We start from the raw sequence: 21625 nt of genomic DNA, 5'->3' as shown, positions 1-21625 counted from the left end.
CCGACGCCCAGTCCGAGCATGTCCGATAAAATTGAACTTCGCGCAGAGGTGCCGTCCGAATTGGGCGGCCAACGCCTCGATCAAGTCGCCGCCCAACTCTTCGCTGAGCACTCACGCTCGCGCCTTTCCGCCTGGATCAAAGAAGGTCGCCTGACTGTGGACGGGGCGGTGATCCGCCCGCGCGACATTGTGCATGGCGGTGCCGTCCTTGAGCTGACTGCCGAGCAGGAAGCCCAGGGCGAGTGGATCGCCCAGGACATCGAGCTCGACATCGTCTATGAAGACGACGACATCCTGGTGATCAACAAGCCTGCGGGCCTGGTGGTGCACCCGGCCGCCGGTCACGCCGATGGCACCCTGCTCAACGCTTTGTTGCACCATGTGCCGGACATCATCAATGTCCCGCGCGCCGGTATCGTGCATCGTCTGGACAAGGACACCACCGGTCTGATGGTGGTGGCCAAGACCATTCAGGCGCAGACCAAACTGGTTGCGCAATTGCAGAGCCGCAGTGTCAGCCGCATCTATGAGTGCATCGTCATTGGCGTGGTCACCGCCGGTGGCAAGATCAACGCGCCGATCGGTCGTCACGGCCAGCAACGCCAGCGCATGGCAGTGATGGAAGGCGGCAAGCCTGCCGTCAGCCACTACCGCGTGCTCGAACGTTTCCGTTCGCACACCCACGTGCGGGTGAAACTGGAAACCGGTCGGACCCACCAGATCCGCGTGCACATGGCGCACATCAACTTCCCGTTGGTCGGCGATCCGGCGTACGGCGGGCGTTTCCGCATTCCGCCTGCGGCCAACCCGACCATGGTGGAATCGCTCAAGCACTTCCCGCGTCAGGCGCTGCACGCGCGCTTCCTTGAACTCGATCACCCGACGAGCGGTGAGCGCATGAGCTGGGAATCGCCGCTGCCGGAAGATTTCGTCTGGCTGCTGACCCTGCTCAAGCAGGATCGCGAGGCCTTCGTCGGATGAACTGGCTGACGCCGGACTGGCCTGCGCCGGCCAGCGTCAGGGCCTGTGTCACCACCCGCGAGGGTGGTGTCAGCGAGGCGCCGTTCGACAGCCTGAATCTGGGCGATCATGTCGATGATCGTCCGCAGGACGTCGCTGAGAACCGTCGACGCTTGACCGATCACTTCTCCATACAGCCTGCCTGGTTGCAGCAAGTGCACGGGATCACCGTTGCCCATGCTGATCCGGGCGTCGTTGCGACTGCAGATGCCAGTTGGACGGCAGCGCCGGGTATTGCCTGCGCGGCGATGACGGCAGACTGTTTGCCGGCATTGTTCTGCGATCGTGCCGGCACGCGTGTCGCGGCCGCTCATGCCGGTTGGCGGGGTCTGGCGGCGGGCGTGCTTGAGGCAACTCTCGACAGCCTCGATGTTCCTGCTGACGAGGTACTGGTCTGGCTCGGCCCGGCCATTGGCCCCAAAGCCTTTGAAGTCGGTCCGGAAGTACGGGAAGTCTTCATCAATCAACTGCCTGAAGCAGCAGAAGCGTTCGTACCGAGCAACAATGCCGGCAAGTTCATGGCTGATATCTATCTGCTGGCGCGCCTGCGTCTGGCTGAACGGGGTGTCACGGCTGTTTATGGTGGCGGTTTCTGCACCGTGACCGATCCGCGCTTCTTCTCCTATCGCCGTGCGTCGCGGACCGGTCGTTTCGCCTCCCTTGTTTGGCTCACCCGCTAAACTCTCTGATCTGCATCAACTCTCCGACGCTTGAATCTCCCAGAATCGACCGCATCTACAGTGGTATCTGGCAGGTTTCTTTATTCAGGATGGTTTCTTAGGTCCGGCCTGCTCAAAAGGAAGGTGACCCATGCGTATTGACCGTTTAACCAGCAAATTACAGTTGGCCCTGTCCGACGCCCAGTCGTTGGCGGTTGGCCACGATCATCCGGCCATCGAGCCGGCGCACTTGATGCAGGCCATGCTTGAACAGCAGGGCGGTTCGATCAAGCCGCTGCTGATGCAAGTCGGCTTCGACGTCAACAGCTTGCGTAAAGAGCTGACCAAAGAGCTCGATCAACTACCGAAAATCCAGAACCCGACCGGCGACGTCAACATGTCGCAGGATCTGGCGCGCCTGCTCAATCAGGCTGACCGTCTGGCTCAGCAGAAGGGCGACCAGTTCATTTCCAGCGAACTGGTGCTGCTCGCCGCGATGGACGAGAACAGCAAGCTCGGCAAGTTGCTGCTCGGCCAAGGCGTGAGCAAGAAAGCCCTGGAAAACGCGATCAACAACCTGCGTGGTGGCGAAGCGGTAAATGACGCCAACCACGAAGAGTCGCGGCAGGCACTGGATAAATACACCGTCGATCTGACCAAACGCGCCGAAGACGGCAAGCTTGATCCGGTGATCGGCCGCGACGACGAAATCCGTCGCACCATTCAGGTTCTGCAACGCCGCACCAAGAACAACCCGGTGCTGATCGGTGAACCTGGCGTGGGTAAAACCGCAATCGCCGAGGGGCTTGCGCAGCGCATCATCAACGGCGAAGTGCCGGACGGCCTTAAGGGCAAGCGCCTGCTGTCGCTGGACATGGGCGCGCTGATTGCCGGCGCCAAGTATCGCGGTGAGTTCGAAGAGCGCCTGAAATCGTTGCTCAACGAACTGTCGAAGCAGGAAGGGCAGATCATTCTGTTCATCGACGAACTGCACACCATGGTCGGCGCTGGTAAGGGCGAAGGCTCGATGGATGCCGGCAACATGCTCAAGCCTGCGCTGGCTCGCGGCGAGTTGCACTGCGTCGGCGCGACCACGCTCAACGAGTATCGCCAATATATAGAGAAGGACGCGGCGCTCGAGCGGCGTTTCCAGAAAGTCCTGGTGGACGAGCCGAGCGAAGAAGACACCATCGCCATTCTGCGTGGCCTCAAGGAACGTTACGAGGTACACCACAAGGTGGCGATCACCGACGGCGCGATCATCGCTGCGGCCAAGCTCAGCCATCGCTACATCACGGATCGACAGCTGCCGGACAAGGCCATCGACCTGATCGACGAGGCTGCCAGCCGTATCCGCATGGAGATCGACTCCAAACCGGAAGTACTCGATCGTCTGGAGCGGCGCCTGATTCAGTTGAAAGTGGAATCCCAGGCGCTGAAGAAAGAAAGCGACGACGCAGCGAAGAAACGCCTGGAAAAACTCCAGGAAGAAATCGAGCGTCACGAACGTGAGTATTCCGATCTGGAGGAAATCTGGAACTCGGAGAAAGCCGAGGTGCAGGGTTCTGCGCAGATTCAGCAGAAGATCGAACAGTCGCGCCAGGAACTGGAAGCCGCGCGGCGCAAAGGCGACCTGAACCGCATGGCCGAGTTGCAATACGGGGTGATCCCCGATCTGGAACGCAGCCTGCAAATGGTCGACCAGCACGGCAAGAGCGAAAACCAGTTGCTGCGCAGCAAGGTGACTGAAGAAGAGATTGCCGAAGTCGTGTCGAAGTGGACCGGCATCCCGGTGTCGAAAATGCTCGAAGGCGAGCGCGACAAGCTGATGAAAATGGAGAGCCTGTTGCACAAACGGGTAATCGGTCAGGAAGAAGCGGTCGTGGCTGTGGCCAATGCCGTGCGGCGTTCCCGCGCCGGACTGTCCGACCCGAATCGTCCGAGCGGCTCGTTCATGTTCCTCGGCCCGACCGGTGTCGGTAAAACCGAGCTGTGCAAGGCGCTGGCCGAATTCCTTTTCGATACTGAAGAGGCGATGGTGCGGATCGACATGTCCGAGTTCATGGAGAAACATTCCGTGGCTCGTCTGATCGGTGCGCCACCAGGCTACGTCGGCTATGAAGAGGGCGGTTACCTGACCGAAGCGGTGCGTCGCAAGCCGTACTCGGTGATCCTCATGGACGAAGTCGAGAAGGCGCACCCGGATGTGTTCAACATCCTCCTGCAAGTGCTTGAGGATGGCCGTCTGACCGACAGTCACGGGCGTACGGTGGACTTCCGCAACACGGTGATCGTGATGACGTCCAACCTCGGGTCGATGCAGATCCAGGAACTGGTCGGTGATCGTGAGGCGCAGCGTGCTGCTGTGATGGACGCGCTGACCTCGCACTTCCGTCCTGAGTTCATCAACCGCGTTGACGAAGTGGTGATCTTCGAGCCGCTGGCGCGGGATCAGATCGCCGGCATTACCGAGATCCAGTTGGGCCGCCTGCGCAGCCGCCTGGCCGAGCGCGAGCTGAAGCTGGAGCTGAGCCCGGAGGCGATGGACAAGCTGATCGCCGTCGGTTACGACCCGGTGTATGGCGCACGTCCTTTGAAACGGGCGATCCAGCGCTGGATCGAAAACCCGCTGGCGCAGTTGATCCTGTCGGGTCATTTCATGCCGGGCGACACCGCCACCGGCAAGGTCGAGAACGACGAAATCGTTTTCGGCTAAGCCTCAGCGGCAATGAAACCGGGAAGGCCTCGCATTGCGAGGCCTTTTTTTCGCCAGGCTGTTGAACTCAAAGGAAAAGGCTTGTAAAGTGCGCCCCGCAGTCAGTCACCGGCAGCGTTTCAACCCACCGGGTTGGAATCTGAAATAAGTTGCAAATCATTAACTTGAAAGCAATTTAGGGGGTTGACAGAGGTGTTCTAGGTTGTAGAATAGCGCGCCTCAGACACACGAACGCAGCGATGCGAACGGGTGGCGAGATGCAACAAAGCTTCACCGTTGTAAATTGAAATGTGTAGTTCCGTGATAGCTCAGTCGGTAGAGCAAATGACTGTTAATCATTGGGTCCCAGGTTCGAGTCCTGGTCACGGAGCCAATTTCAAACCGGGGTATAGCGCAGTCCGGTAGCGCGCCTGCTTTGGGAGCAGGATGTCAGGAGTTCGAATCCCCTTACCCCGACCATATTTGGGTCGTTAGCTCAGTTGGTAGAGCAGTTGGCTTTTAACCAATTGGTCGTAGGTTCGAATCCCACACGACCCACCATTTTTGAAACCAGTTTGCGCTGGGATCGAATCTTAAGATCAGAGGCCAAAAGCGCTGATCGAAGAAGGCGATCTTTGAAAGGTCGCCTTTTTTTTACCGGGGTATAGCGCAGTCCGGTAGCGCGCCTGCTTTGGGAGCAGGATGTCAGGAGTTCGAATCCCCTTACCCCGACCATATTGAAAATCCTCGTATCGAAAGATGCGGGGATTTTTTTTGCCTGCTGAAAGGCGAATCCCTTCAAGTCGTCATACAACCTGCCGATAGCCCGCTAACACGAGGGGACTGCCAACGCTTCGCCCCTTGATCTGGCCATTACAAGAATAAGGGCGTTCGTCATGTTGCTTCGTCAGTTGAATATTGCTCCCCGGGCTGCCCTGGGATTTGCCCTGATCGCGGTGTTGGTGGCCTTGCTCGGCGTGTTTGCGCTGGGGCAGATGTCGAGCATTCGCGACAGCGAGGTGGCGGTGGAGAACCGCTGGTTGCCGAGCATCCGTGGCGGCGACGAGATCCGCGAACTGATGCTGCGCATCCGCACCATCTCCCTGCGCATGGCGCTCGATCAGGATCAGGCCAATATCGCCACCTATCGCGGCCAGATGGACACCCGCGACAAGGAACTGAGCGAGAAAATCGCCGCCTACGACAAACTGGTCGACACTGCCGAAGGTCAGCAGCTGTATGACCAGTTCAAGAAAACCTTCGCCGCCTATCGCACCGGCATCGCCCAGTCATTCACCCTCGCCGAGCAAGGCAAGCGTGACGAGTTGACCAAATTGTTGCTGGTTGACATGAAGACCGTGGTCGACGGCTCCGGCAAGCAACTCAACGATCTCGCCGATCTGTTCGCCCGCCAGGTCGCCGCCGAAAGCGAGAAGTCCGCCGCGCATTATGAAACCTCGCGGACCATCGTCAGCCTGTTCATTGGTCTGGCAGCGCTGGCCACGGTGGCGCTGGCGATGTTGCTTACGCGCAGTATCGTGCGCCCGCTGAGCAGCGCCGTGGATGCCGCAGAAAGTGTCGCCAAGGGCGATCTCACGCGGCCGATCGAAACCCATGGCAACGACGAAGTCAGCCGCTTGCTCAAGGCCTTGGCGACGATGCAACAGAACCTGCGCGAGACGCTGCAAGGTATCAGCGGCTCAGCCACACAACTGGCCACCGCCGCTGACGAACTGAGCGCCGTCACCGTCGACAGCACCCAAGGCCTGCAAGAGCAGAACAACGAAATCGAACAAGCTGCCACTGCGGTCAACGAGATGACCGCTGCGGTGGAGGAGGTCGCGCGCAACGCGGTGTCGACGTCCGATGCCACGCGCCAGTCCAGTCAATCAGCACAATTGGGCCAGGAGCGCGTCAGCGAAACCGCCAGCGCGATCAACGCCCTGGCCAGTGATGTACAGAACACCGGCGAACTGGTGCAGTCGCTGGCCAATCAATCGCAAGACATCGGCAAGGTTCTGGACGTGATTCGCGCCATCGCCGAGCAGACCAATCTGCTGGCGCTCAACGCTGCCATCGAGGCAGCACGTGCGGGCGAAAGCGGTCGAGGTTTTGCGGTGGTAGCCGATGAGGTGCGCGCGCTGGCGTATCGCACCCAGCAATCGACGCAGGAAATCGAACAGATGGTGCAAGGCATGCGCAGCGGTTCGAGCCAGGCGCTGGAGTCAATGCAGGCCAGCGCATCTCGTGCGGCGAGTACGCTGGTTCTCGCAGAGCGGGCAGGTGAGGCGTTGGTGACGATCACGGCGTCGGTGCACGAGATTCACGAGCGCAACCTCGTGATCGCCAGCGCCGCCGAGGAGCAGGCGCAGGTTGCGCGGGAAGTGGATCGCAATCTGGTGAACATTCGCGACCTGTCGGTGCGTTCGGCTGCGGGGGCTGATCAGACCAGCGCATCGAGCCATGAGCTTTCGCAACTGGCCAATGCGCTGCAGGGCATGGTGCGACGCTTTCAGCTCTGATGAACAGAGATCAATTGCAGGCCTTCGCCTGCTGATTTGCGCACAACACGAAACAATGTGGGAGCGAGCCTGCTCGCGAAGGGGCCGGATCATTCAACGACAGTGTTGACAGACCCACCGCTTTCGCGAGCAGGCTCGCTCCCACAGGTTGGCGCTTTAGTGCAGTTTCAGACGCGGTTCGGTGCCACGACCAATCTTGCTGCCCAGCATCAACATCGCCGTGCGGAACGGCCCGTACAGCGCCATCTGGTGCATGCGGTACAGCGACACATAGAACATCCGCGCCAGCCAGCCTTCGAGCATGACGCTGCCGGTCAGGTTACCCATCAAGTTACCCACAGCAGAAAAACGCGACAGTGAAATCAGCGAGCCGTAGTCGGTGTACTTGTACTCCGGCAGGGTCTTGCCTTCGATGCGCAATTTCAGCGACTTGGCCAGCAGCGACGCCTGTTGGTGTGCCGCTTGTGCCCGTGGCGGCACGTTGCGATCGGTGCCCGGTTGCGGGCAGGCCGCGCAGTCGCCGAAGGCAAAGATGTTTTCGTCGCGAGTGGTTTGCAGAGTCGGCAGCACTTGCAGCTGATTGATGCGGTTGGTCTCCAGACCGTCGATGTCCTTGAGGAAACCCGGTGCGCGAATGCCGGCAGCCCAGACTTTCAGGCTGGCCTTGATCTCGTTGCCATCGGCGGTGATCAGGCTGTCCGCAGTCACTTCGCTGACTGCTGCGTTGGTCATCACATTGACCCCGAGCTTCTCCAGGGTCTTGTGCACCGGCCCGCTGATGCGCTCCGGCAGGGCAGGCAGCACCCGTGGGCCGGCTTCGATCAGAGTGATGTGCATGTTTTCCGGCTTGATCCGGTCCAGACCATAAGCCGCCAGTTCATGGGCGGCGTTGTGCAACTCGGCCGCCAGTTCGACGCCAGTGGCGCCAGCGCCGACGATCGCTACGCTGATCTGCTCGACCACGTCGGTCTGCCCGGCGTGGGCGCGCAGATAATGATTGAGCAATTGCTGATGGAAACGCTCGGCCTGTTTGCGCGTATCAAGAAACAGGCAATGCTGCGCCGCGCCCTGGGTGCCGAAATCGTTGGTGGTGCTGCCGACGCTGATCACCAGCGAGTCATAAGCCACTTCACGCGCCGGTACCAGCTCGACGCCGTTTTCGTCATAGGTTGCCGCCAGCTGGATTTTCTTCTGCGCGCGATCAAGCCCGCTCATGCGCCCGAGCTGGAACTCGAAGTGGTTCCATTTTGCCTGGGCGACATAATTGAGTTCGTCTTCGGAGGAGTTCAGGGAACCGGCGGCCACTTCGTGCAGCAGCGGTTTCCAGATGTGGGTCAGGTTCGCGTCGACCAGCATCACGCTCGCCGTGCCGCGCTTGCCCAGAGTCTTACCCAGACGGGTAGCCAACTCCAGACCGCCGGCGCCGCCGCCGACAATGACAATACGATGGGACATAGGGATAACTCGCAAGGTTTTTAAAGGAAATCGGTGCGGTTACCCGAGGGAGCGCAAGGCAGCTCATAACGTCAGGTAACTGATAAATCGGCTCAACAGGCCCAGACCAATGGTCACTGCCAGCACCAGCACCAGGAGCATCCACGGCCGGAAAGGCCGGCGCTCGACACGGTGTTGGGACAATTGCAGGTACTCTTCGACATGCTTTTGGTCTTCGGGGTTCAGGCGGCTGGTCATATTTGCCTCGTCAGGTAGACGTTACTGAATGAGCACAGGCTACAGCGGTTTTCAGCCCGGGTTGAACGCAGCGTAGCCGCTGTCCGGGACCGGTTCGACGCACACGCTATCGTCGAGGCGAATGATGCCGCTTTGTAACACCCGGGCAGTGATCCCGCCATGCCCGCGCACGGCTTGAAACGTGCCCGGGCCGAGATTGTTCTGCAAGCGTGCGCAGGGCTGACACCAGCCAGTGGTTTCGAGTATCGCTTGCCCGATGCGAAAGCGCCGCCCCTTCAGGCTAAACAAATTGATTCCGCTTATAACGAGATTGCGCCGCAGATCTTCAGGCCGGACCGGCTCGTCATCGGGACGGCCCATCAATGCATTGATCACCGCCAAGTGCTCCCACTGAATCAGCGTCACCTGTCGCGCATTGCGAACGCCCGGGCGGGCGTGGTCGCCGGTGAGCCCGGCTTCCAGCCGCGCCTCGACCGCGTCCAGCTCAAGCATCGGCCCACGGGATTCTGGACGCACACCGATCCAGCGCACACGACCGGTTTGCGGAACCTCAGCGATCAACTGCTGCAGCGGCGTCACAGGCTGATACCCACGTCGAACACAATGCTGCGGCCGAGGTTACTGCGCAGAAAGTCCGGTGCGTCGGGGTGGGCGAACAGCACGCGGGCGAATGTCGGGCCGACCAGCGACAGCGAGCGCCAGCCCTGACGCAGATATTCGGTCGGTGGCGGGAAATGACTGTTGAGATCGAGCACTTCGCGCTTGAGGCTGGCGAAGGCGATGATGTCCAGTTCACCCAGATCCATGCCGCGTTCCTTGTAGTTGTGCGCCTTCTTGCGCAGGGTTGGCGCCAGACGCAGGAGAAATTCATTGGCCGGGATGCGTTTGGGCTTGGCTTCGCGGCGCACCAGTTGGCTCAGGGAAAACGCGCTGCGCCGACGCTGCAATTCGTCGCGCCATTCATCATTGAGACGGCGGCCCTCATCGAGGACGAAAAAAACTTCGAAATTGGCATCGCGAAACAACACGTCCGGCGGCTCACCGGCCGGGGCGAATTCGTCGGCGCGGTAGGGGATGTTCAGACCTTGCAGCAGGCGCTGGCAGACCCAACGCTCACGCTCCCATTTGCGGGCATTGGACAGGAACGCGTTGGCTTGCTCGGCCGCGATGGTCAGCAGGCGTAAATAATCTGAATCATCCATAAGCCCAAGCTTAGCGTCCAAATGCGACAAGCAGATAGCTTTGCATCGGCTCAGACATAAACGTCGCGCGATTGCGCCCTTGTAGGAGCTGCCGAAGGCTGCGATCTTTTGCTTTTATAAACAAGATCAAAAGATCGCAGCCTTCGGCAGCTCCTACAAAAAAGCGTGTCGAGTAGCAGGTGAGGGAATCATGATCGGTGCCGAACTGCTTTCAACGGCAAGCCTGACACTCGGCTGGCTGATTTATCTGCCGGCGCTGCTCTGGGCGATCATGCGTGCGCCATGGGTCGAGCTGTTCAGCGACAGTCGTCGGCAGCACTTGCTGTTCGGCACGGTGTTCGCGCTGTTTCTGCTGTGGCTGGTGCGCAGGGATTTCGACACCGGTGTGTCTTATCACTTCATCGGCATGACCGCGGTGACGCTGCTGCTCGATTGGCCGCTGGCGATTGTCGGCGGGCTGGTTGCGCAGATTGGCCTGGTGCTTTTGGGGCGTCAGGACCTGGCTGCGGTGGGCGTCAATGGCGCGTTGCTGATTCTGCTGCCAGTGCTGATCACCGAGTGCGTGGCGATTCTGGTCGAGCGTGCGCAGCCACGCAATCCATTCGTTTACATCTTCTGTTCCGGCTTCTTCGCCGCCGCGTTGTCCGGCCTGTTGTGCCTGATCCTCAGCCTGACGCTGCTGTGGTACGACGGCCTCTTCGCCATGCCGGAATGGCTGGAAGATTTCGTCGGCTACCTGTGGTTGCTGCTGTTTCCCGAGGCTTTTATCAACGGCATGGTCGTCAGTGCATTGGTGGTGTTCTGCCCGGAATGGCTGGAGACCTTCAACCGCACCCGCTACCTTTCGGCGCCGTGGAAGGACGACGATCCGAAGTCTTGATCCACATCAAGCCGGCCATGCCGCAGAGATTTCATGCTCGCGCAAATCCCTTCAGGAGCAGTGGCATGGGCGTTTATGAATGGGCGCGGCAGGAAACCCGGCAGAGTCTGGAGCTGGCGCAGGAAGTGGGCTTTGACCCGGGCCTGAGTTTGCGCGCCCTGCTCAGCGCCGTGGTGCAGCAAAGCAAGGCAGTGCGCAATGCCGAAGACCTGGCCGACGAGTTGCGCTTTCTCGCGGAGAACCTCGACGACAGTCAGGACTACGGCTTTATGCGGCCCTGATCAGCGATCAGTGACGCGGATCGAAATCGCCGGAAAACAGCTCGTCTTCGGCATCCGGGGCGACCGGAATCTTGTGCTCTTCCGAGGCCCAGGCGCCGAGGTCGATCAGTTTGCAGCGGTCGGAGCAGAACGGACGGAATTTGTTCGCCGGGGTGAATTCGACGGGGGCGCCGCAGGTTGGGCATTCAACGGTTGGAATCTGGCTCATGCTTGGCCTCCGGATAAAGTCAGATAAAAGTGATGCAGACGCTCGACCTCGCTGTGCAGCCAGGCGAGGTCGCGGTCGTTGACGATCACGTCGTCGGCACGGCTCACGCGGTCTTCACGGCTCGATTGCGCCTTGAGGATCGCCTGCACCTGCGCTTCGCTGGTCTGGTCACGCTGCAAGGTGCGTTCGATCTGCAGTGGTTGCGGCGCATCGATGACCAGAATGCGCTGGGTCATCGCGTATTGCCCGGACTCGATCAGCAACGGTGAAACCAGAATCGCGTAAGGCGATTTTGCCTGCGCCAGATGATGAGCGATTTCTTCGCCGATCAACGGATGCAGCAGCGCTTCGAGCCAACGTCGCTGTTCGGGCTCTTCAAAAATCAGTTTGCGCAGGGCGGCGCGGTCCAGCGTGCCATCGGACTGCAACACGCCGGAACCGAAATGCTCGGCGATTTTCGCCAGCGCCGGACGCCCCGGTTCGACTACCCAGCGCGCCGCATGATCGGCATCCACCACATGCACACCGAGATCGATGAAGTGCTGCGCCGCCGCACTTTTGCCGCTGCCGATGCCGCCGGTCAGGCCGAGGATCCAGGGTTTTTCCACAGGGGTATTCATTTCAAACCGACAGACTGCCAATAGAAGTCGGTTATTTGACCACCCCAGAGCAAGGCAATCCAGCCGGCAATCGCCAGAAAGGGTCCGAAGGGGATCGGCGTCGAGGTTTCCTGGGCGCGCAGACGCAGCATGACAACGCCCAAAATCGCCCCCACCAGGGAAGATAGAAGAATCGTCAGCGGCAGAATCTGCCAGCCACCCCATGCGCCGAGCAAGGCCAACAGCTTGAAATCGCCATGGCCGATACCGTCCTTGCCGGTGAGCAGTTTGAACAGCCAGAACACCGACCACAGCGCCAGATAACCCGCGACCGCGCCCCACAACGCATCGGGCAACGCCACGAACACGCCGAAGCTGTTGACGATCAGCCCCAGCCACAGCAGCGGCAGCACCAGCACATCGGGCAGCAGCTGATGTTCGCAGTCGATCAGACTCATCGCCAGCAAGCCCCATGTCAGCAAGATCAGCAGACCTGCCGGCCAACCGAAGCCGAGATGCCAGGCAATGAATGCCGAGAGGACGCCGCAGGCCAGTTCGGTCAGCGGGTAACGTTTGCTGATCGGCGCCGAGCAGGCCGAGCAGCGACCGCGCAGCAGCAGATAACTGAGCAGCGGAATGTTTTCCCAAGGGCGGATCCGGTGTCCGCAATGCGGGCACGCGGAGTGCGGCAGCATCAGGTTGTAGGTCGGCACAGGCGTTTCAGTGGGCAGGCCGAGCACATCATGGGCCTGCTGGCGCCAGTCGCGCTCGAGCATCTTCGGCAGGCGCCAGACCACTACGTTGAGGAAGCTGCCGACCACCAGCCCGAGCAGCAGCGCGCTGACCACAAAGGCCAGCGGATACACGGCAAACAGTTCGTCGATAGGCATGTCAGATCGCTGAGCCGAGCTGGAAGATCGGCAGGTACATGGCCACCACCAGTCCACCGACGATGACCCCCAGCACCACCATGATGAACGGCTCCATCAGGCTGGTGAGGTTGTCGACCATGTTATCGACTTCCGCTTCATAAAAACCGGCGACCTTGTCGAGCATGTCATCCAGCGCGCCCGATTCCTCGCCGATGGCGGTCATCTGCACCGCCATGTTGGGAAACACACCGGTGCTGCGCATGGAGAAATTCAGTTGCATGCCGGTCGAGACGTCCTGCCGCACCCGCAACACCGCGCGCTTGAACACCACATTGCCGGTGGCACCGGCGACCGAATCCAGTGCTTCCACCAGCGGCACACCGGCTGCGAATGTGGTCGACAGGGTGCGGGCAAAACGTGCGACGGCGGACTTGTACATCAAGGTGCCCACCAGTGGCAGCTTCAGCAGCCAGGCATCGCGCCGGTCGCGCAGGGCCTGCGAAGTCTTCAACGCGTGGCGAGTGCCGAAAAACGCTGCCACCAGCGCAAAAAGAATGGCCCACCACCACTGCTGCATGAATTCCGACAGGCTGATGATCATCAGGGTGAAGCCCGGCAGTTCTGCGCCGAACCCGGAAAACACCGACTGGAACTGCGGCACCACTTTGACCAGCAGAATGCCTGTTACCACTGCCGCCACCAGCACCACGGCGGTGGGGTAGGTCATGGCTTTCTTGATCTTGGCCTTGAGCGCTTCGCTTTTTTCCTTATAGGTCGCGACCCGTTCAAGCAAGGTGTCGAGGGCGCCAGACTGTTCGCCGGCGTCGACCAGATTGCAGTACAACTCGTCGAAGTATTGCGGTTTCTTGCGCAGGGCCGTAGCGAAGCTGTTACCGGCCGCGACCTCCTGTTTGACCTCGTCGACCAGTTTGCGCATGGCCGGGTTTTCGAAGCCTTCGCCGATGATGTCGAAGGACTGCAACAGCGGCACGCCGGCCTTCATCATGGTCGCCATCTGCCGGGTGAACAGGGCGATGTCCTGCGGTTTGATGCGTTTGCCCAAGGTCAGCAGGGAGGCGGATTTCTTGCGCACCTTGCCCGGGTTTATCCCCTGTTTGCGCAGTTGCGCCTTGATCAGTGCGGGGTTCTGTCCGCTCAACTCGCCGCTGACTTTACTGCCTTTGCGGTCCGTGCCTTCCCAGGCGTAAACGCTGACTTTCGCTGCCTTGACCGCCATGTTCAATCCTTGGTGACCCGGTTGATTTCCTCAAGGCTGGTGATGCCTTGCATGGCCTTGTGCAGCCCGGAAGTGCGCAGATCGGCGAAGCCGTCGCGGCGCATCTGAATATCGATTTCCAGCGAATTGCCCTCGGCCATGATCAACCGTTGCAGGTCCGGTGTGTTCTTTACCACTTCATAAATCCCCACGCGTCCTTTGTAACCGCCATTGCAGTGATCGCAACCGACCGGCTCGTAGATCGTGAAATGGCCGATGCGTTCCTCGGGGAAGCCTTCCTTGAGCAAGGTTTCGTGCGGGATCTCCAGCGGCCGCTTGCAGTGTGCGCACAACTTGCGCGCCAGACGCTGGGCGATGATCAGGCTGACCGAGGTGGCGATGTTGAAACCGGGAATGCCCATGTTGTGCAGGCGTGTCAGGGTTTCCGCTGCGCTATTGGTGTGCAGGGTCGACAGCACCAGGTGGCCGGTCTGCGCAGCCTTGATTGCGATCTCGGCGGTTTCCAGGTCGCGGATCTCGCCGACCATGATCACGTCCGGGTCCTGACGCAGAAACGAGCGCAGCGCTTGGGCAAAGTCCAGCCCTTGGCGGGGATTGACGTTGACCTGATTGATACCTTCCATGTTGATTTCCACCGGATCTTCGGCGGTGGAAATATTGATGTCGACGGTGTTGAGGATGTTCAGCCCGGTGTACAGCGACACGGTTTTACCGGAGCCGGTGGGGCCGGTGACCAGAATCATCCCTTGCGGCTGTTTCAGCGCGGCCAGGTACAAGGCTTTTTGTTCGGCCTCGTAGCCCAGCGCATCGATGCCCATTTGTGCACTGGACGGGTCGAGAATCCGGATCACCACTTTTTCGCCCCACAGAGTCGGCAGGGTGTTCACGCGAAAATCGATGGATTTGCTTTTCGACAGGCGCATTTTGATGCGGCCGTCCTGAGGTTTGCGCCGTTCCGAGATATCCAGACTGGCCATTACCTTCAAGCGCGCGGCAATGCGCCCGGCCAACTGGATCGGCGGCTTGGCCACCTCGCGCAGCATGCCGTCGGTGCGCATGCGCACCCGATAGTTTTTTTCGTAGGGTTCGAAATGCAGGTCGGAAGAGCCGCTTTTGATCGCATCGAGCAGCATCTTGTGCACAAAACGTACGACCGGGGCGTCGTCGGCATCGAGGCCGCCGATCACGTCCTGTTTGTTGTCATCAATGGACTCGACGTCGAGGCCGTCGAGATCGACATCGGCCATTTCCTCCAGGCCCGAGGCATGGCTGTCGAAGAACTTGTCGATGGCGTCGCTGAGCTTGTCGTCCTCCACCAGAATCGCTTCGGTGCTCAGGCCGGTGCTGAACTGGATGTCGCTGATCGCCTGCTGATTGCTTGGGTCGGAAAGGCCCACGAACAGTTTGTTGCCGCGCCGCCAGAGGGGCAGGGCGCAGTGCTGGCGAACCAGTTTCTCACTGACCAGACCCTTGGGCTGAGTCTCTTTGTCGAGGCAATGCAGATCGAGCAGGGCCATGCCGAAATGTTCCGAGGCGATCTCGGCAATTTGCCGGCTGTTGACCAGTTTGTTGTGCACCAGGTAATTGACCAGAGACACGCGATTGCGCTGGGCCTGCGCCCAGGATTGCCGGGCGCTTGTTTCCGTGAGCAGTTCGGCCTGGACCAATTGCTTGGCCAGACCGCTCAGAGCGATGTCATTCATGGGGATTCCGCACGCTTGCCGTTCATGACTTATAGCCTAGTCAAGTGACAGCGCCAAACACGGCCGGTGCAGGTGACAAAAAGTGTCAGATAGTGCGGTTGCGGGTTGTAGGAAACGGCGCAGGCGATTGCGCGCGCCCAGCAGGCGGGGCCTGAAAGGCGTTGGCATGGGCTGTGCTGAGCCTTGTTCAGATCATGAGATTTCGACTCATGCATGGAGCGTGTCTATGAAAAAACAACAAGGTTTCACATTGATCGAGCTGCTGATCGTTGTGGCGATCATCGGCATTCTGGCGACTATCGCCCTGCCGCAGTATTCGAAGTATCAGGCGCGGTCGAAGGTGACCGCTGGGATTGCGGAAGCATCAGCTCTTAAGGTCAATTTTGAAGACGTGATCAATGCCGGATCGACTGACCCGAGCATTACCAACGTGAACGGCGGCACAGCGGCCACGCAGAATTGCACGTTGGCGGCATCCGGAAAAGTCGCCGATGGGACGGGTACTATTACTTGTACGCTGCTCAACGCTCCAGCGCCTGTTCTCGGCCAGACCGTAACGCTGACACGCAGTCCTACCACTGGCTGGACCTGTAAGTTCTCCGGCTCGAAAGAATATACAACTACGAGCTGCCCAGGCGTTTGACACGCACCTGCAACTTAAAAAGCTCCGCAATTGCGGAGCTTTTTATGGCGCAACGGTTTTTAAAAGCTCCAATAATTTCAGCAGCTTATGAACTTTCCAAAAAACCGCAACTTGCATGCGAAGATTGAGCGAGTCATGCATTTTGCATGAAAATGAAAATTGGCATTTTTCATAACTCATTGTTTTTAAAAGAATTTATATGGCAAAAAAAGTTGGCACAGCGTTCGCAATATCTCCGGTAACCCTGCTGACAAGCGTTACAGCAGACTTCCAGTAAAAACAGGAGTTACTCGTATGAAGAAGTTCGCTATCACTGCCGCTGCTACCGCTCTGACCCTGACCATGGCTGGTGGCGCTTTCGCCCAGTCCGCTCAGGCTACCCAGTCGCCAATGGTTCTGGCTGCCGGTGAAATGACCAAGGCTAAAGAAGAGACTTCCGATACCTGGATCACCACCAAGGTCAAAGCTGATCTAGTCACCGAAAAAGGCATTCCAGGCACTGATATCAAAGTCGAAACCAACAAGGGTGTAGTTTCCCTGTCGTCGACCACTGCGGTAACCGAGTCGCAGAAAGAAGTCGCCGTAGGCATCGCCAAGAAAATCAAAGGCGTTAAAGCGGTCTCCGCTGACGGCCTGAAAGCCGAGTAAGGCAAGACTTCTCGCCTGAACCGGGAGAAGACGCGACAGACGGGCCGAGCAATACGTCTGCCGCAACTTTAGAGTTCATGCGAACGGTCACACGGATGTGACCATTACAGGCCCCGGCACTTGTGTCGGGGCCTGTTCTATTTGGGCAATACCAATGTGGGAGCGAGCCTGCTCGCGAATGCGTAGTGTCAGCCGACAAGTTCGTCAGTAGACAGACCGTATTCGCGAGCAGGCTCGCTCCCACAGGGTGAATTTCGTTCGGCTTAGTTACCGCGTTTGCTGTTGATCTGCCGCAGGCGATTGCCTTCGAAGCGCAGGTATTGATACATGCCGTTGTTTGGTCCGTAGGTCCATTCCTCGACCTGAAACTCTTCGCGCCGATTGGCACTGCGCTTGTAGCCGAGCACATCGCGGCTGACCGGCTCGCCGCATTTTTGCAGCACTTCGCTGGCGCGGTCGCCGAGGCTGATCAACTGGCTACCGCAGCGCAATGTATCCGAAGCTGACGCGTGGCCGGCGGCGCACGTCAGAGCGAGCACAGCCAGCCAGTTACGCACGGTCATTCGGCATCCAGGTGCATTTGCGTGACCACGCGGCCATCGCTTTCGGCCTCGCCGAGGTTGGCGTCGATGAAATACACGCGGTCATCCTCGAGCTTGCCCTTGTCGACCAGGTAATCCTTGATGGTGCTGGCGCGATCCTGGCCCAACTGGCGCAACAGCACCTCGCTGCCACTCCAGAACGCGATCACGCCCTGGCGCATTTTCGCCGTGCGTTCTTCCTTGCCCAGATCTTTCCATTCTGCCGGTGGCTGGGTTTTCAGGCGGGTGCGGTAGATGCCTTCGAGCAACGCGCCTTTCTCGCTTTCGGGCACTTGCAGCAGCGAGGCCTGGGCCGGAACTTTGTCGCCACGGCGCTGGAGCATCTTGTAGTAGTTGTACTGATATTCGCGTTCCAGACGTTGTTCGGCGAGCAGTGGCCCATCGCTGCTCTTCGCGGCAGTGCCTTCGATTTCCAGGCGCAGCGCCGGACGTTCCTTGAGTGCCTGCGACAGTTTCACCAGCGCCGCTTCGGCGTCTTTGCTCAGATCGCTGGAGCCCGGCGCGAAGGACACCGTGCCGAGGTCTTCGGAGCCGCCGCCACTGACCAGTCCGCCGATCATCTTGAACGGTGCGGCGGCGGCTTTGACGATGAGGTTACGCAGGGTCTGCCAGACGATCGGCATCACGCTGAACTGCGGATTATTCAGGTCGCCGGTCACTGGCAATTCGATGGAGATCTTGCCGTCGACGTCCTTGAGCAGAGCGATCGCCAGTTTCAGTGGCAGACTCACTGCATCAGGGCTGTCGACCTTCTCGCCCAGTTGCAGCTGCTCGACGACGACTTTGTTCTCGGCTTTCAGTTGGCCCTTGGTGATCAGGTAATGCAGATCAAGGTTGAGCCGGCCTTTGCGGATGCGGTAGCCGGCGAACTTGCCGGAGTAGGGCGTCAGGGTCGTCAGTTCGACGCGCTTGAAGCTGGTGGCGATGTCGAGGCTGGCCATCGGGTCGAACGGATTGACCGCCCCCTTGATGGTCACCGGCGCATAACGGTCGACCTTGCCTTTGATATCGACGCTGGCCGGTTTTGCCTGACGGCTGTCGATGGTGCCGATCTGACCGTTGAGCTGCTGCACGGCGGTGGCGAAATTCGGCGTCAGGCTGAAGTCGGCGAAGTTGGCCGAGCCGTCGTTGATCGCAATCGCGCCGATGTGAATGCCCAGTGGTTTGTCCTTGCCGGCCGGTTTGGCTGCGGTGCTTTTTGCACCGCTGTCGGCCGGTTGCGGGATCAGCAGGTCGTCGACGTTGGTGGTGCGATCGTCGTTGATCATGAAGCGCACATACGGCTGCAACAGGTTGACCTTGTCGATCGACAGGCTGTCGCCGTGCTGATAGTTGATGCCGTCGACCACTACTTGCTGCCATTTGAGAAAATCGCGGGTCTTGAGCGTATCGAGGGTGTGCAATTGATCAATCTGCGCGCGGCCGGTGACGCTGAGGGCCAGTGGTTCGGTGCTTTTCAGGTTGACCTTGAGGTCACTGCCGAGCATGCCGCTGCGCAGTTCCAGGCGAATGAACGGGTTGATATAGGACTGCGCGACACGCTCCTGGGTTTTCACGTTGAGCTGCGCGTTGACCGGGGCCAGATTGACCGTGCCGTCGGCGCTGATCTTGCCTTGCTTGCCCAGACCGCTGTCGAGCTTGAGCTTGAAAGGCGAGCCGTTGAGGCTGTCGAAATCCTGCAGATCGACGTTCAGCGGGGTGATGTCCAGCGCTACTGCCGGTTGCGCCGAGCGGTCGGCGAGATGGACCGTGTAGTTGCGCAGTTGCACATCCTTGACCAGCACCTGCCATGGCTTGCTCGGCGCGCTTGGCTCAGGTTTCGGCGAGTCGGCGGCGGCCGGTGTATCCGCCGGTTCGGCAGCGGCTTTGGCAGCCGGTTTCGACGGTTGGCTGGCGAACAGCTTCTGCCAATCCAACTGGCCGTCGGCTTCCAGCGCCGCCCAGGTTTCCAGTTTGTTGCTGCGGATCTTGCCGACCACCACTTGCTGCTTGGCCAGGTCCAGCGAGGTTTCGCTGACGTCGAGGCGTTCGAGCCTGGCCAGCGGACGTCCGTCCGGAGCCTTGATGGCGAACGGCGCAATGCTCACCGCGACGTTGTTCAGCAGCAGTTCGGTCTGTTTCGACAGGTTGAGTTTGTACTCGGTGCTGAGGCTGACCACGCCGTTTTCCAGCACTAGCGGCACGGCGTCGCGCACGTAGGGCCAGAAGGATTTCATCTGGCCATCGGTGACTTTCAGGGTGCCTTCGGAGGTGAACGGGATCAGGCTGAAATTGCCGGTCCAGTCGATCCGCCCGCCAGCGGGGCCGATGGCGACGAGGGTCATGTCGGCGCTGTCCTCGGGCAGGGTACTGAGGTTTTTCAGCTCGAAACTGAGGTCGTCGTAAAAAAATTCGATCGGCTCGCTGGGCCGCATATCCTCGAAATGCACCACGCCGCCGGCCAGTTTGATGTTGTCGATACGCAGCGGGAATGGCTTGGCGTCGGGATCGGCGGGTGTCGGCTCGCTCGGCGGCACGTTGAACAGGCCGAGCAGGTTGAGCTTGCCGTCCTTGGCGAAGAGGATTTCGCTTTTGGGTTTGTCCAGTTCGATGTCGGACAGATGCAGCGCTTTGGTCCACAGGCTGTCGATTTGCAGGTTGGCATAGAGGCGATCGAAGCCGACCTGCTCCTTGCCCGGTTCGCCGATGATCAAACCCCACAGGGTGACCTCAAGGCTGAACGGGTTGAGTTCGATGCGCTGCAGATGCGCCGGCACCGTCGCGTAGTTCGCCAGTTGCTGGTTGGCCACGCGCAAGGCAATGCCCGGCAGGATCAGAAACCCCAGCAGGCTGTAGAGGGCCAGGGCTGTCAGCAGTGCGCCAATCGCGCGAATCAATCCTTTGGGCATGTGCGGCTTCATCTGTCTGAATCGGAGTGCCTTGGAGTATGGCACGCGATTCTGGTTCCGAAGTGCTTGATGTGGGACAGGATTGTTCAGAAATTTCTGTAGGAACAGATACCCATTGTAGGAGTGAGCCTGCTCGCGAATGCGCTGGTTCAGTGAAAAACAAGTCGACTGACACTGCGCTTTCGCGAGCAGGCTCGCTCCCACAGGGGAATGTAATCGCTCATGCTTGAGGGATTAGAGCTGCAAAATCAGTGTCTTCAACGGTGGCTGCTGGTCCCGCGAGGGGAAGTCCGCACCCGGGGTCATCACGCTCCATTCGCGCACCGGGCGGCCGGCCTTTTCGGCGCAGCGCAGCACTTGTTCGCGCCAGTCGTCCATGCTGACTTTCGCCAGGTTGTTGCAGCAGATCAGTACGCCGTTGTCAGCGGTGGTCAGCAGCGCGGGTTTGAGCAGGCTCTGATAATCGCGCAGCAGATCGACGGTGCCGAACGCACTTTTGGCCCACGCCGGCGGGTCGAGCAGGACCAGATCGTATTGGCGCTGTTCGAGGCGCTGATAGCTCGGCAGCTTCTGCCCGCGCCGCACGCTGATCGGCAGGCCAGCGAGCTGGCGGATCGCCGGGAAGTAATCGGACTGAATGAATTGCATCTCCGGCAGTTGCGGGTTGAGCAAACCATTCTCCCGACCGACCGCCAGATTGCCCTCGGCAAAGTCCAGGTTGCACACCTCGCGCGCACCGCCCGCCGCTGCACTGAGGCCAACGCCACAGGTGTAGGCGAAGAGGTTGAGCACGCTTTTGCCTTGCGCGTGGTCCTTGACCCAGCCACGGGTGTTGCGCAGGTCGAGGAACAGCAGCGGATCCTGCCCGGCATGACGCCCGCGCACTCGATAGTTCAGACCCCATTCATGCCCGACCAGATCGGCCAGTGCAGCGTCATCGGCTTTATAGACACTGTCCTCGCGATCGATCCGCGAATTGCCACGAGAGCGGTCGTTGTAGACCAGCAGGGTGTCGAAGCCCAGGGTCTGGTTGACCATGGCGTGCAGTTGCAGCAGGTCGTCACGTTCGAGCGTCTGGTGAAAACTCTGCACCAGCAGTTGCGGGCCGTAGCGGTCGATGGTCAGGCCGCCGGCGCCTTCCTGGCTGCCGTGGAACAGCCGATAGCAATCGGTGCCCTGGCTGTGCAGCGCAGCGAGCAGGTCCTGGCGTTGATCGAGGGCGGCGCGCAGCGCCTGATTCAAGGAAGACATGCGGGCGCCTTGCTGAAAAAACG

The 21625-nt window shown here is 59.9% G+C and carries 20 protein-coding genes and 4 tRNA genes; 12 read left to right on the top strand and 12 right to left on the bottom strand.

Features of this window, described 5'->3' with window-relative positions; translation table 11 throughout:
• The first annotated feature begins 18 nt into the window (after positions 1-18).
• The 8 genes from rluD (at position 19) to NF676_RS23080 (ending at position 6896) form a co-directional block, all read left to right on the top strand.
• Complete coding sequence (rluD, locus tag NF676_RS23115) at positions 19-981, top strand: 23S rRNA pseudouridine(1911/1915/1917) synthase RluD (RefSeq protein ID WP_016773140.1); 963 nt, start codon at positions 19-21, stop codon at positions 979-981.
• Positions 978-1700, top strand: a complete 723-nt coding sequence (gene pgeF / locus NF676_RS23110; RefSeq protein ID WP_056790460.1) for a peptidoglycan editing factor PgeF — start codon at positions 978-980, stop codon at positions 1698-1700. The genes rluD and pgeF overlap by 4 nt, the downstream gene beginning before the upstream one ends.
• 130 nt (positions 1701-1830) lie before the next feature.
• Complete coding sequence (clpB, locus tag NF676_RS23105; protein ID WP_073475480.1) at positions 1831-4395, top strand: ATP-dependent chaperone ClpB; 2565 nt, start codon at positions 1831-1833, stop codon at positions 4393-4395.
• A 297-nt stretch (positions 4396-4692) separates the two neighbouring features.
• Positions 4693-4768: transfer RNA gene (locus NF676_RS23100), tRNA-Asn, on the top strand.
• 9 nt (positions 4769-4777) lie between these two features.
• Positions 4778-4854, top strand: a tRNA-Pro gene (locus tag NF676_RS23095).
• A gap of 5 nt (positions 4855-4859) precedes the next feature.
• Positions 4860-4935: transfer RNA gene (locus NF676_RS23090), tRNA-Lys, on the top strand.
• Between the two features lie 97 nt (positions 4936-5032).
• Positions 5033-5109: transfer RNA gene (locus NF676_RS23085), tRNA-Pro, on the top strand.
• A 161-nt stretch (positions 5110-5270) separates the two neighbouring features.
• Positions 5271-6896: a methyl-accepting chemotaxis protein gene (locus NF676_RS23080; protein ID WP_252886816.1), complete on the top strand. Its 1626-nt coding sequence runs from the start codon at positions 5271-5273 to the stop codon at positions 6894-6896.
• A 156-nt stretch (positions 6897-7052) separates the two neighbouring features.
• On the opposite strand, the gene NF676_RS23075 is transcribed toward NF676_RS23080, so the two are convergent.
• The 4 genes from NF676_RS23075 to NF676_RS23060 all read right to left on the bottom strand — a co-directional run bounded on the left by NF676_RS23075 (position 7053) and on the right by NF676_RS23060 (position 9790).
• Positions 7053-8351 carry an NAD(P)/FAD-dependent oxidoreductase gene (locus NF676_RS23075; RefSeq protein ID WP_016773144.1) on the bottom strand — a complete coding sequence of 433 codons (1299 nt, stop codon included), beginning with the start codon at positions 8349-8351 and terminating at the stop codon, positions 7053-7055.
• Between the two features lie 63 nt (positions 8352-8414).
• Complete coding sequence (locus tag NF676_RS23070) at positions 8415-8588, bottom strand: DUF3094 domain-containing protein (RefSeq protein WP_007909875.1); 174 nt, start codon at positions 8586-8588, stop codon at positions 8415-8417.
• Positions 8589-8639: 51 nt separating this feature from the next.
• On the bottom strand, positions 8640-9167 hold the full coding sequence (locus NF676_RS23065) for an MOSC domain-containing protein (protein ID WP_160768590.1): 528 nt from the start codon (positions 9165-9167) through the stop codon (positions 8640-8642).
• Complete coding sequence (locus tag NF676_RS23060; protein ID WP_007909887.1) at positions 9164-9790, bottom strand: DUF1780 domain-containing protein; 627 nt, start codon at positions 9788-9790, stop codon at positions 9164-9166. The genes NF676_RS23065 and NF676_RS23060 overlap by 4 nt, the downstream gene beginning before the upstream one ends.
• Positions 9791-9980: 190 nt before the next feature.
• Between NF676_RS23060 and NF676_RS23055 the strand changes: the two genes are divergently transcribed.
• Complete coding sequence (locus tag NF676_RS23055; RefSeq protein ID WP_041477814.1) at positions 9981-10670, top strand: energy-coupling factor ABC transporter permease; 690 nt, start codon at positions 9981-9983, stop codon at positions 10668-10670.
• Between the two features lie 65 nt (positions 10671-10735).
• Positions 10736-10951: a hypothetical protein gene (locus NF676_RS23050; RefSeq protein WP_016773148.1), complete on the top strand. Its 216-nt coding sequence runs from the start codon at positions 10736-10738 to the stop codon at positions 10949-10951.
• A 7-nt stretch (positions 10952-10958) separates the two neighbouring features.
• On the opposite strand, the gene yacG is transcribed toward NF676_RS23050, so the two are convergent.
• The 5 genes from yacG to pilB are packed head-to-tail and all read right to left on the bottom strand — an operon-like array spanning position 10959 to position 15570.
• Positions 10959-11159: a DNA gyrase inhibitor YacG gene (gene yacG / locus NF676_RS23045; RefSeq protein WP_016773149.1), complete on the bottom strand. Its 201-nt coding sequence runs from the start codon at positions 11157-11159 to the stop codon at positions 10959-10961.
• Positions 11156-11779 (bottom strand): dephospho-CoA kinase, encoded by a 624-nt coding sequence (gene coaE / locus NF676_RS23040; protein WP_110646726.1) that lies wholly within the window; start codon positions 11777-11779, stop codon positions 11156-11158. The genes yacG and coaE overlap by 4 nt, the downstream gene beginning before the upstream one ends.
• Positions 11776-12648: a prepilin peptidase gene (locus NF676_RS23035; protein WP_041477817.1), complete on the bottom strand. Its 873-nt coding sequence runs from the start codon at positions 12646-12648 to the stop codon at positions 11776-11778. The genes coaE and NF676_RS23035 overlap by 4 nt, the downstream gene beginning before the upstream one ends.
• A 1-nt stretch (position 12649) precedes the next feature.
• Positions 12650-13867, bottom strand: coding sequence for a type II secretion system F family protein (locus NF676_RS23030; RefSeq protein WP_095181835.1), 1218 nt, complete (start codon positions 13865-13867; stop codon positions 12650-12652).
• Positions 13868-13869: 2 nt separating this feature from the next.
• The gene (pilB, locus tag NF676_RS23025) at positions 13870-15570 is read right to left on the bottom strand and encodes a type IV-A pilus assembly ATPase PilB (protein WP_056790439.1); all 1701 of its coding nucleotides are present in this window, start codon (positions 15568-15570) and stop codon (positions 13870-13872) included.
• A 226-nt stretch (positions 15571-15796) separates the two neighbouring features.
• Between pilB and NF676_RS23020 the strand changes: the two genes are divergently transcribed.
• Complete coding sequence (locus tag NF676_RS23020) at positions 15797-16213, top strand: pilin (protein WP_056790436.1); 417 nt, start codon at positions 15797-15799, stop codon at positions 16211-16213.
• Between the two features lie 294 nt (positions 16214-16507).
• Complete coding sequence (locus tag NF676_RS23015) at positions 16508-16861, top strand: BON domain-containing protein (RefSeq protein ID WP_071173629.1); 354 nt, start codon at positions 16508-16510, stop codon at positions 16859-16861.
• 263 nt (positions 16862-17124) lie between these two features.
• On the opposite strand, the gene NF676_RS23010 is transcribed toward NF676_RS23015, so the two are convergent.
• From NF676_RS23010 to NF676_RS23000, 3 genes are all read right to left on the bottom strand, one after another.
• A complete protein-coding gene (locus tag NF676_RS23010; RefSeq protein WP_039761633.1) occupies positions 17125-17424 on the bottom strand; it encodes a DUF2845 domain-containing protein in 300 nt (99 codons plus the stop codon).
• A complete protein-coding gene (locus NF676_RS23005; RefSeq protein ID WP_252886815.1) occupies positions 17421-20363 on the bottom strand; it encodes a DUF748 domain-containing protein in 2943 nt (980 codons plus the stop codon). Before NF676_RS23005 ends, NF676_RS23010 begins: the two co-directional genes overlap by 4 nt.
• Positions 20364-20585: 222 nt before the next feature.
• Complete coding sequence (locus NF676_RS23000; RefSeq protein WP_252886814.1) at positions 20586-21602, bottom strand: class I SAM-dependent rRNA methyltransferase; 1017 nt, start codon at positions 21600-21602, stop codon at positions 20586-20588.
• Positions 21603-21625 lie beyond the last annotated feature (23 nt).

It is taken from the genome of Pseudomonas siliginis (assembly GCF_024072275.1).
GTDB lineage: Bacteria > Pseudomonadota > Gammaproteobacteria > Pseudomonadales > Pseudomonadaceae > Aquipseudomonas > Aquipseudomonas siliginis.
This window is presented reverse-complemented; position numbering and strand designations above follow the sequence as displayed.